Origin of the sequence: Micromonospora sp. WMMD736 (genome assembly GCF_049179015.1) — a bacterium.
Lineage (GTDB): Bacteria > Actinomycetota > Actinomycetes > Mycobacteriales > Micromonosporaceae > Micromonospora.
In genome coordinates this window covers 2,218,061-2,231,277 of sequence record NZ_JBMHMI010000001.1, presented here as the reverse complement: position 1 = coordinate 2,231,277, position 13,217 = coordinate 2,218,061, and the positions used below count along the sequence as shown (strand labels likewise).

10 protein-coding genes are annotated in these 13,217 nt (G+C 72.4%); 3 read left to right on the top strand and 7 right to left on the bottom strand.

Annotated elements, in window-relative coordinates:
• Positions 1–43: 43 nt before the first annotated feature.
• The 3 genes from ACN269_RS09365 to ACN269_RS09355 form a co-directional block, all read right to left on the bottom strand.
• Positions 44–1,780 carry a serine/threonine-protein kinase gene (locus tag ACN269_RS09365; RefSeq protein WP_421472075.1) on the bottom strand — a complete coding sequence of 579 codons (1,737 nt, stop codon included), beginning with the start codon at positions 1,778–1,780 and terminating at the stop codon, positions 44–46.
• Positions 1,781–1,864: 84 nt separating this feature from the next.
• Complete coding sequence (locus ACN269_RS09360; protein ID WP_421472074.1) at positions 1,865–3,199, bottom strand: glycosyltransferase family 4 protein; 1,335 nt, start codon at positions 3,197–3,199, stop codon at positions 1,865–1,867.
• A 137-nt stretch (positions 3,200–3,336) separates the two neighbouring features.
• Positions 3,337–5,280 carry an amylo-alpha-1,6-glucosidase gene (locus tag ACN269_RS09355; protein ID WP_421472073.1) on the bottom strand — a complete coding sequence of 648 codons (1,944 nt, stop codon included), beginning with the start codon at positions 5,278–5,280 and terminating at the stop codon, positions 3,337–3,339.
• A gap of 42 nt (positions 5,281–5,322) precedes the next feature.
• On the opposite strand from ACN269_RS09355, the gene ACN269_RS09350 reads away from it, so the two are divergent.
• Positions 5,323–8,028, top strand: a complete 2,706-nt coding sequence (locus ACN269_RS09350) for an MGH1-like glycoside hydrolase domain-containing protein (protein ID WP_421472072.1) — start codon at positions 5,323–5,325, stop codon at positions 8,026–8,028.
• Between the two features lie 158 nt (positions 8,029–8,186).
• Here the strand turns inward: ACN269_RS09350 and ACN269_RS09345 are convergent, their stop codons facing one another.
• The 4 genes from ACN269_RS09345 to ACN269_RS09330 form a co-directional block, all read right to left on the bottom strand.
• Positions 8,187–9,239, bottom strand: coding sequence for an NAD-dependent epimerase/dehydratase family protein (locus ACN269_RS09345; RefSeq protein WP_421472071.1), 1,053 nt, complete (start codon positions 9,237–9,239; stop codon positions 8,187–8,189).
• A gap of 18 nt (positions 9,240–9,257) precedes the next feature.
• Positions 9,258–9,710, bottom strand: coding sequence for a MerR family transcriptional regulator (locus tag ACN269_RS09340; RefSeq protein ID WP_421472070.1), 453 nt, complete (start codon positions 9,708–9,710; stop codon positions 9,258–9,260).
• Between the two features lie 62 nt (positions 9,711–9,772).
• Positions 9,773–10,141 carry a hypothetical protein gene (locus tag ACN269_RS09335; RefSeq protein ID WP_421472069.1) on the bottom strand — a complete coding sequence of 123 codons (369 nt, stop codon included), beginning with the start codon at positions 10,139–10,141 and terminating at the stop codon, positions 9,773–9,775.
• A 226-nt stretch (positions 10,142–10,367) separates the two neighbouring features.
• On the bottom strand, positions 10,368–11,570 hold the full coding sequence (locus tag ACN269_RS09330; protein ID WP_421472068.1) for a low temperature requirement protein A: 1,203 nt from the start codon (positions 11,568–11,570) through the stop codon (positions 10,368–10,370).
• Positions 11,571–11,739: 169 nt separating this feature from the next.
• On the opposite strand from ACN269_RS09330, the gene ACN269_RS09325 reads away from it, so the two are divergent.
• Entirely contained in the window at positions 11,740–12,357 is a 618-nt protein-coding gene (locus ACN269_RS09325) for a TetR/AcrR family transcriptional regulator (RefSeq protein ID WP_421472067.1), read from the top strand.
• Between the two features lie 40 nt (positions 12,358–12,397).
• A complete protein-coding gene (locus ACN269_RS09320) occupies positions 12,398–13,108 on the top strand; it encodes an HAD family hydrolase (RefSeq protein ID WP_421472066.1) in 711 nt (236 codons plus the stop codon).
• The last annotated feature ends 109 nt before the right edge of the window (positions 13,109–13,217 follow it).

The following is a 13,217-nucleotide window of genomic DNA, read 5'->3' as shown; positions in this document are numbered from 1 at the left end:
ATCCACGCCGGACGGAGGGCCGGGCAGGGCCATACGGCGCAGGTCAGCGGGGTGGTCGGAAACTCTTTCGCAGGGTTGCCCAGTCCCCGTCGGCGGTCGTCCAGTCGCGGTCTCCAGTGATCCAACCCAACATCCAGCGCGACTCACCCACAATCTGTTGTCGGGCGTGGATCGGCGGGCCGCCCTCCGGGGCGTTCCACCGACACTCCCACTCCGCGCCGCCGTCGCCGGGGGCGAGCCGGATCTCGTCGTAGCCGGGCAGCGCGCCGGCCCGGGCGGCCCCGTCGCGGGCCGCGCGCAGTCGGGTCATCGGGTCGGCCGCGCCGCCCTCGGCGACGCTCAACGCCCGGCCGGTCGCCGGGTCCTGGAAGCAGGCCACCGCGCCTTCCCGGGAGTAGTACCAGGTCGCCGGGACGGAGACGCGGAAGCCGGTGCTGTCGGTATGCCACACCCATCCCGGTGGCGGCCGGAACCGCTCGCCCGCAGCGGGTGACCCGGCCGTGACCGGTACGCCGACGACATCCGGGCGCACGCAGGGAAACGGTGGCGGGGGCACGTTGCGGCCGCCGGGCGGTGGCCGACCCGGGCCGCCGCGGTGTGGGCCGCCCCGGTCGTCGCCGTACCCCCCGTCCGGCCCTCGACCGTCGTCCACCCGCTCGTCGGTCGGGGTGGGGGACGATCCGGCCGTGTCGGTCGGGGCGTCACCGGACACGGCCAGCGCGGTGCCGACCCCGGCGGCCGCCGCCACGAGCAGTGCCGTGACGACCAGCGCGGCCCGCCGGGCCGCTGGCCGGCGGGCCGCTCGCCCCGGCGCGGTGCCGGTGGCGGCGTCCTGCGGGTACCGGACGTCCGGGTCGACGCGCGGGCGATCCTCGGGTACGTCTCCGGGCGGCTCGACGCCGGAGCCGATCGGGTCGGGCACGGGCTGCGGGGTGGCGGGGTGCGCAGCTTCCCTGGCAGTGGACGAGACGCCGGTCGGGCCGGCGGCGGCGGCGAGCAGCCGGCGGGCCTCCTCGTGGTCGATACGGTCGTGGGGGTCGCGGCGCAGCAGCCCGTCGAGCACCGGTGCGAGCGGACCGGCGTGCGGGGCCGGGTCCGGTGGGCCGGCCGCGAGCGCGCTGAGGGTGGCCATCGCGTTGCTACGGGCGTACGGGGAGCGGCCCTCCACGGCGGCGTGCAGGGTGGCGCCCAGCGACCACAGGTCGGCCGCCACCGTGGACACCCCCTCGGCGGCCCGCTCCGGGGCGACGTACTGGGGGGAGCCGAGCACCATCCCGGGGCGGGTCATCGCGCCGTCCCCACCGTCGAAGGTGGCCAGTCCGAAGTCGGTGAGCATCACCCGGCCGTCGTGGGCGACGAGCACGTTCTGCGGCTTGATGTCGCGGTGCAGCACCCCGGCGAGGTGCGCGGCCTCCAGGGCGTCGAGCAGGGCCAGGCCGATCCGGGCGGCGCGGGCCGGCTCCAGGGGGCCTTCGGCGTCGAGCACGTCCTGCAGGGTGCGCGACGGGACGTACTCCATCACGATCCACGGACTGCCCTCGACCTGGACGACGTCGTAGAGCCGGACCACGGCGGGGTGGTTGAGCCGGGCGGCGGTGCGCGCCTCGCGCAGGGTGCGCGAGCGCAACTCGGCCCGCTCGTGGTCGGCCAGCCAGTTCGGCGGTACGACCTCCTTGACCGCGACCTCGCGGTGCAGCATCTCGTCGTGGGCTCGCCAGACCCGACCCATACCCCCGCGGCCTACCAGGTCGAGCAGCCGGTACCGACCGGCGATCAGCACCTGCGCACGCTCCTTCTCAGCCGCTGTCCGGGTTTACACCCTAACCAGCGGATCGGAACGTACCTATAGGTCGTCCGACCTACCTCAGGAGGCGGCGTGGTCGGCGGCGGCGAGCAGATTGCCCTCCGGGATGGCGATCCGGTTCCGACCGCCGGCCAGCCGGGCGGCGGCCCGGCGGGCCTGGAGCGGCCCGTGTTCGCGGCGGGCGGCGGCGTAGCTGGCGGCGGTGCGGGCCGCGATGGTGGCCCATCCGTAGCGCTCGCCCACCATGGTCCGGGCCTGGCGGGCCACCCGTCGGGCGAAGACCTCGTCACCGAGCAGTCGGTCGACCGCGCCCGCGAGGGCGACCGGGTCGCTGTGTGGGAACGTCACGCCGGTGACCCCGGGTTCGACGATCTCGGCGAGGCCGCCGGTACGGGCCACCGCGAGGGGCGCCCCGGCCGCCGCGGCCTCCAGGGCCACCATGCCGAACGGCTCGTAGAGGCTGGGGACGACCGTCGCGTCGGTGGCGCCGAGGACCGCCGGCAGTTGGGTGGCGTCGAGAAAGCCGGTGAAGCGGACGGTCGAGCCGAGTGCCAGGCGGCGGGCTTCGGCCTCCAACTCGGGGCGGTACGGGCCGTCACCGGCGATCACGACGCGCAGCCCGGGGTGCCGCTCGCGCAGTCGGGGCACTGCGTGCACGAGGTGCTGGACGCCCTTCTCGTAGACCAGTCGGCCGGCGTACCCGACCAGGGGACCGTCTGCGGCGAACCGCGCGCGGGCCGACGCGACCGCGCGTGGTCGAGCCCGCCAGGCCCGGTCGTCGACGCCGTTGGGGACCACGTCGACCAGTCCGGCCGGTACGTCGAACAGCGCGCTGACCTGGTCCCGCATGTAACCCGAACAGGTGATCACCCGGGTGGAGGTGCCGCTGAGCCAGTGTTCGACGCCGTGGATGGTGCGGTTCATTTCCTCGGGCAGCCAGCCCTGGTGCCGCCCGGCCTCGGTGGCGTGCATGGTCGTGACCAGCGGCAGGTCCAGGTGCTCGGACAGGGTCACGGCGGTGTGCGCGACGAGCCAGTCGTGGGCGTGGATGACGTCGTAGGTGCCGGCCTGGGTGGCGCGCAGGGCGGTGCGGGTGAGGGTGTGGTTGAACGCCATCGTCCACGCCAGCAGCGAGCCGGTGGCCAGGGGGAACGCGACGGGGTCTTCGGGGGCGCGCAGGATGTGGACGCCGTCGGCGTACTCCTCAAGGGGTGCGCCCTCGGCGTGCCGGGTGACGACGGTGACCTCGTGGCCGGCGGCGGCCAGGGCCACGGAGAGAGCATGGACGTGGCGGCCGAGGCCGCCGACGAGCACCGGCGGGTACTCCCACGACAGCATCAGCACCCGTAGCTGGCGGGCGGGGTTGATGTCGATCACGTGGGCGTCGGGTGACATGCGGCCCCCTTTGAGTTGTCCCCGGGCGCGCGCCGACCGACACCGGAGTCGATGTCGCCGTCGCGTCTGGATCGGGGCCAATCCTGCCGGCGCCGAGATAACCAGCGGAGACACCGCCGTTGCGGTCATGTAAAGCGCTACTGGCCTTTTCGGCGCACCCGCAGCAGCTCGGCCACCGACCACGCCTGGAACGGGCAGCCGGTCGCGGAGTGCGGCGCGACACCGTCGGCCGTCTCACTTACCGATCCTAGCCCATATTCGGTCAGATGGGACTCAATACCAATCAATACGTCATCGACTGACATCTTGCCCCGGCGGGCGGCGTCCACGTACGGCCCGAGCAGCCACGGCCAGACGGTGCCCTGGTGGTAGCCGCCGTCCCGCTCGGCCGGGCCGCCCCGATGGCGACCCACGAACTCGGGCGCATCCTCCGCGAGGCTGCGCGGCCCGAGCGGGGTGAGTAGCCCGGTCGCGATCCGGCGCAGCGTCGCCTCGTCCGGCTCCAGCGGCGCGAACGGCAACGACCAGGCCAGCAACTGGTTGGGGCGCAGCGCGTCGTCGTCGTGCAGGGCGGCCCCACCCAGCGGGTACGCCGGCGCGGGCGCGTCCAGCACGTCGTGCAACCAGCCGGTCGGGGCCGGGAACCGCTCCCGGAACGAGGCGGTGGCCGACCCGTGCAGTCGCCACAACTCACCCGCGTCCTGCCCGGCCAGCTCGGTCAACTCGGCGAGTCCGGCCAGCCCGTTGATCCACAATGCGTTGACCTCGACCGGCTTGCCCGTGCGCGGGGTGACCGGCACGCCGTAGACCCGGGCGTCCATCCAGGTCAGGGCGGTACCCGGGGCACCCTGGCTGAGCAGGCCGTCGGCCGAGTCGACGGCGATCCCGTACCGGGTGCCGGCCACGTGCGCGTCGACGACCCCGCGCAACGCGGGCAGCAACTCGTCGCCGAGATCGGTGTCGCCGGTGACCGTCACATGCCGGCTCACCGCGTGCAGGAACCACAGCGTGCCGTCGACGGTGTTGTACTCCACCCGGCCGGTGTCGGCCGTGTTGGCGAGCATCCCCTCGGAGAGGGTCGCCGCGTACGCCCGCAGCAGCTCCCGCCCCTCGGTGGCCCGGCCCGTGCCGAGGAACAACCCCTCGTACGAGATCATCGTGTCCCGCGACCAGGCCCCGAACCAGGGATATCCGGCCACCACGTCGACCGGTGCCTGCCGGGTACGGACCACGAACGCGTCGGCGGCCAGCGCCAACGTCGCGTCCACCGCGTCGGCCGGCTTCGCCGTCGCCACCACCTGCCGGTTGCGGCGGCGGGCCGTCGCCACGATCTCGACGGCCGGCGGCGGCTCCTCGTCGAGCGGCGCGGCCCAGGCCCGCACCGACACCGTGTCACCGGGGCGTTCCAGCTCGCCGGCGAAGCGGCCCGCGTACCAGAGGTCCTCGTCCGGGTGCAGCCCCCGATTGGCCTCCTCGCGGTGGTGCACGCCCAGCCACCACTGCCCCTCCGGCGCCCAGCCGGGGCCGGCGAGCCGGTACGCGCCCTCGACCACCGCGCCGTCGGCGACCGTCTCGACCTGCGGCGTCGGCCCGTCGGCCCGCCGCTCGCCGTGCGCGTCGCGCCAGGTGCAGGCGGCGGACAGCTCCAGCCGGACCGGACCACCGGCGACCAGCCGGTGCACCACGGCCACGCAGGAGCGGCCGGGCAGCATCGCCAGCTCCCGTTCGATCACCACCGCGCCGATCCGCCACCGCCAGCGGGGGAGCCCGTCGACCAGCTCGAAGCGCTCCAGCAGCTCGAATCCGCGCGGGTCGACGTCACCGGAGGACCACTCGTGCGCGCCGAGGCGTACCCGGGCCCCGGACGGCAGGGTGACGGCCGGGTCGAGGCTGACCAGTCCCACCTGGCGGGAGGCGGGAGTGTCGCCCGGCACCACGAGCAGACCGTGGTAGCGGCGGGTCCGCAACCCGCCGACCGTGCCCATCGCGTACCCACCGAGGCCGTCGGGCACCAGCCACTCCCGGCTGGAGGCGCTGGTCAGGTCGCCGCAGACCTGCGGACCGAAAACAATGTCGATCAACTTTCCTCCACCGCCGTCGAGGTGTAACACGCCACGGCGAGAATGGCCGCTGTGGTGAAGTACCGCGGCGGCGTCGAAGATGTGCACGTGATCACTGACGGATCGTCCTCCGACGCCTCGCCACCCGACGCTGAGCGGCTTCGGCTCGCCCAGGCCGACTCGGGGGAGCAGGACTGGCGTGCATGGGGTCCCTATCTGTCCGAACGGGCGTGGGGGACGGTGCGGGAGGACTACAGCGAGCACGGTACGGCGTGGGACTACTTCCCACACGACCATGCGCGGTCCAGAGCCTACCGGTGGAACGAGGACGGCATGGCCGGCGTCTGCGACGACCGACAGACGTTCGCCTTCGCCCTGGCGCTGTGGAACGGCAAGGACCCGATCCTCAAGGAGCGGATGTTCGGCCTGGGCGGCGACGGCGGCAACCACGGGGAGGACGCCAAGGAGTACTGGTGGTACCTCGACAGCACCCCGACGCACTCCTGGATGCGCTGGCGCTACCACTACCCGCAGGCCGCCTTCCCGTACGACGAACTCGTCGCGGTGAACGCGCTGCGCGGCCGGGACGACACCGAGTACGAGTTGGTGGACACCGGCATCTTCGACGACGACCGGTACTGGGCGGTGACCGTCGACTACGCCAAGGCGTCCCCGACCGACCTCTGCATGGTGATCACCGTGGCCAACCGGGGCGATGCGGCGGCAACCCTGCACGTGCTGCCCACCCTCTGGTTCCGCAACACCTGGGCCTGGGGGTTGCCCGGCGGCGACCGGATTCCCCGGCTGACCGGTGAGGGCACCCGACTGGTCGGCGAGCACCGGGTGCTCGGCCAACTGCTGCTCGAGGGGGACGGCGGCCCGGTGCCGCTGCTCTGCGACAACGACACCAACGCCGAGCGGCTGTGGGGCCTGCCGGGCCGCTCGCCGTACCCGAAGGACGGCATCAACGACCACGTCGTCAACGGCGCGCCCACGGTCAACCCGGCCCGCGAGGGCACCAAGGGCGCGCTGCACTACGTGCTCGACGTGCCGGCCGGTGGGCAACGCCAGATCCGGCTGCGGTTGACGCGTACCGCGTCGCCCCCGGCCGCCGGCCCGCCGCCGCCCGCGGACCTGCGCGACGGCTTCGAGGCGGTGGTGTGGGCCCGGCGGGCCGAGGCCAACCGCTTCTTCGCCGACGTGATCCCGCAAGCCGCCACCGCCGACGAGGCGTTGGTGGCCCGACAGGCCATCGCCGGGCTGATGTGGGGCAAGCAGTTCTACCACTTCGACGTCAAACGCTGGCTGGACGGCGACCCCGGCTCGACACCGCCGGCCGGACGTCGGCACGGGCGTAACAGCGCCTGGTGGCACATGACCAGCTTCGACGTGATCTCCATGCCCGACCCCTGGGAGTACCCCTGGTACGCGGCCTGGGACCTGGCCTTCCACTGCGTGAGCATCGCCCGGGTCGACCCGGGCTTCGCCAAGGAGCAGATCCTGCTCCTGCTGCGCGAGTGGTACCTGCACCCCAACGGGCAGATCCCGGCGTACGAGTGGGCGTTCGGCGACGTGAACCCGCCGGTGCACGCCTGGGCGGCGCTCAAGGTGTTCGAGATCGACGGCGGCAAGGACTTCGAGTTTCTGGGCCGGGTGATGCACAAGCTGCTGCTCAACTTCACCTGGTGGGTCAACCGCAAGGACACCGGCGGCAACAACGTCTTCGAGGGCGGCTTCCTCGGGCTGGACAATGTCGGGCCGTTCGACCGCTCGGCGGCGCTGCCGGTGGCCGGCGTGCTGGAGCAGTCCGACGGCACCGGCTGGATGGCCATGTACGCGCTCAACCTGCTCGACATGGCCATCGTGCTGGCCGAGCACGACCGGACCTGGGTGGACACGGCCACCAAGTTCTTCGAGCACTTCCTCTACATCGCCGCCGCCGCGTACGAGCAGGGGCTGTGGGACGACGAGGACGCGTTCTTCTACGACGTGCTGCGGCTCGCCGACGGCACGAAGGTGCCGCTGAAGGTCCGTTCGGTGGTCGGGCTGCTGCCACTGGCCGCCACCACCCGCCTCACCGCGAAGACCCTGCACCACCTGCCGGAGTTGGGCGCGCGGCTGCGCTGGTTCCTCACCAACCGCCCCGAGTACGCCGAGGTCATCGGCACCCGACGGATCGGCCCGGACGGCCGCCAGCAGCGGCTGCTGTCCATGGTCGGCCAGGAGCAGGTGGTCCGGCTGCTCGCCCGGATGCTCGATCCCGACGAGTTCCTCTCCGACTTCGGCCTCCGTACGCTGTCCCGCGCGCACCTGGACAAGCCGTTCTCGGTCAACCTCGGCGGGCAGGAGTTCTCCGTGGGCTACGAGCCGGCCGAGTCGACGAGCGGCCTGTTCGGCGGCAACTCGAACTGGCGCGGGCCGATCTGGATGCCGACGAACTTCCTGCTGATCAGCGCGTTGCGCGACTACGCCGCGTTCTTCGGGGACTACCTCCAGGTGGAGTATCCGACGCGCTCGGGGGTGAAGCTCTCGCTCGACGAGATCGCCGACGACCTGTCGAGGAGACTGATCTCGCTCTTCACCCAGGACGACTGGGGCCGCCGGCCGATCTACGGCGCGGCGCGTCTGTTCCAGACGCACCCCGACTGGCGGGACCTGGTCGCCTTCCCCGAGTACTTCCACGGCGACAATGGCGCCGGCCTGGGCGCCTGGCACCAGACCGGCTGGACGGCCCTGGTCGCCGACCTGATCCTCACCCTGCGCCGCTGACCCGCCCCGTCCACGCCCCTCCCGTCCGCGCCCCTCCCGTCCGCGCCCCTCCCGCAAGATCCGCACAGTTTCGGGGATGTTGCTGGCTCACCGCCCCCGGAAGCAGCAGCATCGCCGAAGTTGCGCGGATCTTGCCGGCGGGTTGGCCGCAGCCGTGGTCAGGCCGAGACCAGGCCGTGCTTGATCAGGCTGTCGGCGGTGTCGGTGATGGTCGTCCGCACGTCGCGCGGGCGCCAGCCCAGGACGTTGCGCGCCTTCTCGTTGCTGATCACCGGGACCTGTCCGCCCAGGGCGGCGGCGTCGCGCAGGGCCGGCTCGGTCTTCGCGGCCTCCCGGACCTCCTCGTCGCTCAGTTCCCGGGCCGGCACCTGGTCGGCGAGGCTGGGCAGGTGCCGCGCCAGCATCGTCGCCAGCTCGAAGAAGCTGATCGACGGGCCGCCGACGCCGATGAACCGCTCGCCGGCCGCATCCGGGTGCAGCATCGCGCGCAGGTGCAGGTCGACCACGTCCCGGACGTCGACCACCCCGAAGTACATCCGGGGTACGACCGGCATCGCACCGGTGAGGAACGCCCGCACCAGCCCGGTCGACGCGGACAGTCGCGTCCCGAGCAGCGGCCCGAAGATGCCGGTCGGGTTGATCACGCTCAGTTCGATGCCGCCGTTGGCGCGTACGTCGTCCCAGGCGGCACGCTCGGCGAGCGTCTTCGACCGGTGGTACGCGGGGAGGTCGTCGTCCACGTTCGTCCAGTCCGCCTCGGTGTACCGGCCGTCCGGCTTCACGGTGTAGCCCACCGCCGCGTACGACGAGGTCAGTACCACCCGGCTGACGCCGGCCCGGCGGGCGGCCCGCAGGACCCGCAGCGCGCCGTCGCGGGCGGGGCGGATCACCTCGTCGTCGTCCTTGGGCGGGGTGAACGGGAACGGCGAGGCGTGGTGCAGCACGTACCGCGCCCCGTCGACGGCCTCGGCCCAGCCGTCGTCCGCGGAGAGGGCGGCGGTGCGGAACTCGACGCGCCCGTCCGGGTCCGTGCCGCCCTGTCGGATCCGGTCGAGCACCTCGTCGCGCTGGGCCGGCTCACGGATGGTGATCCGTACCCGGTAGCCCTCGTCGAGCAGCCGCACGACGGAGTAGCCGCCGAGGTGTCCCGTCGCGCCGGTGACCAGCACCAGGGCGTCGTCGGAAGCCGAAAGCCGAATGTGGTGTGACATCTTTTGTCCCATCGTTGCTCAGAATTCCTCAAGGGCCCGTTCGACCTGCTTGACCGCCGCCGCCTCGGCGGCCCGGTCGTTCCGGTAACGGGCGTCCCACATGTCTGCCTTGCCGCGCATGTACGCCTGGCGCACCCGTAGGCGATCGATCTCGGCGGTCAGCCGGTCGGCGTGCCGGGCGAAGAGGTCGCGCTGTTCGGCGGCGGCCGTCCGGTCGCCCTCGGCGAGCAGCGCCAGGTAGCGGCGCATCTCGGCGACGCTCATCCCGGACGACCGTAGGCAGGCCAGCGCGTCGACGCGTTCGGCGAGCGCACTGTCGTAGCGGCGGTGACCGCTGCTGTCGTCGCGGGGCACCGCGCCGAGCAGACCCACCTTCTCGTAGTAGCGGAGCGTCGGCTCGCTGAAGCCCGACCGCTGGGCCATCTCCTGGATGCTGAGCGGCGCTTCGGGGGCCGCCTTCGTCGCTGCCATGGGTGAAGCGTCCCCAACTTCAAGCGCTTCAAGTCAAACGATGTGACGCACGACCCGTCGGGCTACTCGTAGCCGACGTGGATCACCAACTGGCCGTCGCGGGGTTCCGCCACCACGTAGACGGACCCGGGGTCGAGCAGCCTCGGCGGCAGGTCCTGCTGCTCGGCGAGGCCCATCGTCTCGGCCAACTGCTGTGGTGACTGGCCGGCCGCAGGTGCCACGGTGACCTGCCAGGAGCACCCGCCGGAGCCACACGTCTGACTCTCGTCGACGACGGTCGCCCCGGCGGGCACGTCCGGGATCCGCCACTTCGGCGGCAACGATCCCTCGTCGCCGAACGCCCACAGCGACAGGAACCACAGGCCCCAACCGCAAGCCAGCAGGCCCACGACGCCGAGCCCGGCCAGGAGAAGGCGTCGAGGCGATGTCATCGGGCCAGGCTAGCGAGGCGTTGCGGAGATCCCGTGGAGGTCAGCCGGTGAAGGGCTCGGGGCCGAGTCGGCCCCAAGCCACGAAGGCGGCCAGGGCGAGGTACACCGCGACGAACCGCGCCGCCCGGTAGCGCAGGGTCCTGACGAAGCCGTCGCTGGCGTCCCCGGTCCACCCGCCGCCGCGGTGCGGGGCCAGCTTCTTGCGGCCGGTGAAGGACGACGCCGGTCAGAACGGCGGCATCGAGGCCTCGCGGGGCCGGTGACGGGATCGTCGGGTGTCCACGGCGGCGACGCCGAGCAGCACCAGCGCGGCGGCCCCACCGGCGGGGAGCGGCGGCAGGGGGAGGGTCACCGGTATCAGCAGGGCGAGGGCCAGCAGGCCGACCGGCCGGGACCGGGAGACCCGGTCGAACACCTGGTACTCCAGGGCCGCGCGACCGGCGAGGAAGAGTGCCGGGCCGCCGAGGATGGCGATCAGCCAGGCCGCCGGGAGGTGGCCGAACGGCTCGGTGATGTAGAGCTCCATCCCCACGCCGGTCAGCACGATTCCCGCGATCATCGCCAGGTGCGCGAACGCCATCTGGGTGGCGAGCCGGGCGGCGTCACCGGAGGTGCCGATGGCGGTGTCCAGCGTGCCGCCGGCCAGGTGGAAATAGATCCGCCACAGCAGGACCGTCGTCGCCAGCGCGAGCACGAAGGCGGCCGTCTGCGCGGTGTGGAAGCTGCCGCCGCTGAAGGCCAACCCGATCACGAAGATGGCCTCGCCGAGCGCGATGAGCAGGAACTGCTGGTACCGCTCGGCCAGGTGCTCGGCCGCGATCCCCCGCACGCCGAGCCGCTGCGCGCCGAGTCGGGGGGTCGGCCACCCGAGGTACGACCCGGTGTAGTCCAGCCCGACGGCGACCGCCCAGAGCCAACCGCGGACGTCGCCGTCGTTCACCAGTCCACCGACGAGCCAGAACGGCGCGCTCAGGCCGAGCCAGAACATGATGCGGATGGTCTGCTGCGGGTCCGGCCGGCCGTGAGCGGCGATGTGGAAGTACACCACCCGTCCGATCTGGAGGGTCACCAGCGTGATGGCGAAGAGGGAGGCCCGCGCGCCGAATCCGTCGGGCACGGCGACCGCCATGGTCATCGCGCCCGCCATCGTGATGACGATGACCGCCTGCACGATCATCGCCTCCGGGTCGAGCCAACTGGTCGACCAGACCGTCAACGTCCAGACCGCCCAGAGTGCCAGGAACAGCACCAGCGCCTGACCGAGGCCGGCGAACACGCCCCGCTCGCCCTCGGTGAAGTCGTGGATCAGCCGCAGCGAGATCCGGGTGAGGGCGAAGACGAAGACGAGATCGAGGAACAGCTCCAGGAAGGTGGCCCGTTCACGGGTGCCCGCCTCGCGCACCAGCCCGCCACCGGGGATCTCCCTCACCCGCCGACCGCCTCGGTGGGCGGACGCCGTCGAACGACCACGTGCCCTCCCGTCGCGGTGACCCCATCGGCGCTAACGACCGACAAGCGGGAACGGCAGCGCCCTGGTCGATTAGTCACCATTCCGTCAGCAGGCGGATGCGGACAGTGCGGGTCGTTACGCTCGGTCGGTGTCCGTACCTGCCGAGGTCATCGAGCACGAGCGACGCCTGCACATCGTCGCCGCCGCCCGCGAGCTGGCCGAAGCCGAGGGCTGGGTCGGCCTGAGCGTCCGTCGGGTCGCCGAACGGGCCGACATGGACCTCGGCGACCTGTACCGGCACTTCGCCGACCAGGAGGCGGTGCTGGCCGCGGTCGCGGTGCACGGCTTCGCCGATCTGGCCGCCGCGCTGACCGCCGCGCACGCCGACAACCCGTGCCCCGAACGGGCCTGGGCGGTGATGGCTTCCGCGTACCTCGACTTCGCGTACGCCAATCCGGCTGTCTACGACGCGATGCTCGCGCTGACCCCGGACCTCGCGCTCGGCGCGGCCGGGGTGCCGGCGGCGCCGCGAGCCGTTTTCGCCGCGCTACGGGCGGCGCTGCTCCCGCTGGCACAGGGCCGTGACCCGGACACGCTCGCGGAGGTGGGTTGGAGCCTGCTGCACGGCGTCGTCATGCTCACCCGCGGTGGTCGTCTGCGCCCGGAGGCGCAGGAGGAGCGGGAAGCGATGATCACGGAGAGGCTGCTGTGGTGGCCCTGCCCGACGAGCGAGAACCCGGTGGGTGCGGGGCAGGCGATGCCCTAGAGTCGCGTCCGCCCGATCATGATCGTGAGGAGGGGTCGGTATGACCGTCGACCAGGAAGCCCGCCGACGGGCACAGGTGCTGATCTTCGACGCGGACGACACGTTGTGGGAGAACAACGTCGTCTTCGAGCGGGTGATCGACGACTTCCTGGCCTGGATCGACCACCCCACGATGGACCGGACGGAGATCCGGGCGATCCTCGACGACATCGAGCGGGCCAACGCGGTGGCGCACGGGTACGGCAGCAAGGTGTTCCTGCGCAGCCTGGGCGACTGCCTGGCGCGGCTGCGCGACCGGCCGGCCACCGAGGCCGAGCGCCGGGAGATCGACCGGCTCGCCCTGGCGCTGGTGGAGCACCGGGTGGAGCTGATGCCCGGTGTGGCCGAGGCCCTCGACGAGTTGGCGCAGCGGCACAAGCTGCTGCTGCTGACCAAGGGCGACCGGGAGGAGCAGCAGCGCAAGCTGGACGCGTGCGGCCTGCTGCACCACTTCGGAGCCGCGCACATCGTCGCCGAGAAGGACGTCGACACGTACCGGTGGCTGGTCGGTGAGCACGGGTTCGAGCCGGCCCGGGCGTGGATGATCGGCAACTCCCCGAAGTCCGACATCCTGCCGGCGCGGGCGGCCGGACTGAACGCGGTGTTCATCCCGAACGAGAACACCTGGGTGTTGGAGGACGACGAGCTGGACCCGACCGACGCCGGAGTACTGCGGCTGGCCGCCTTCCGGGACCTGCTGGACCACTTCTGACCGTCGAATCCGAACAGCGTCGGCGATCATGGTCGCGTTACGCGCCGGTGCCGCTTTTTGCCCTTGAGATCAGTCACGTCGCCGCTGGCCCGACAGCGCTTGTCCGGCT

Excerpts from the sequence above, each read along its gene's own strand:
- ACN269_RS09360 (WP_421472074.1), bottom strand. The coding sequence starts at position 3,199 with ATGTCACCCGACGCCCACGTGATCGACATCAACCCCGCCCGCCAGCTA.
- ACN269_RS09350 (WP_421472072.1), top strand. The coding sequence starts at position 5,323 with ATGGCCGCTGTGGTGAAGTACCGCGGCGGCGTCGAAGATGTGCACGTG.
- ACN269_RS09345 (WP_421472071.1), bottom strand. The coding sequence starts at position 9,239 with ATGTCACACCACATTCGGCTTTCGGCTTCCGACGACGCCCTGGTGCTG.
- ACN269_RS09340 (WP_421472070.1), bottom strand. The coding sequence starts at position 9,710 with ATGGCAGCGACGAAGGCGGCCCCCGAAGCGCCGCTCAGCATCCAGGAG.
- ACN269_RS09335 (WP_421472069.1), bottom strand. The coding sequence starts at position 10,141 with ATGACATCGCCTCGACGCCTTCTCCTGGCCGGGCTCGGCGTCGTGGGC.
- ACN269_RS09320 (WP_421472066.1), top strand. The coding sequence starts at position 12,398 with ATGACCGTCGACCAGGAAGCCCGCCGACGGGCACAGGTGCTGATCTTC.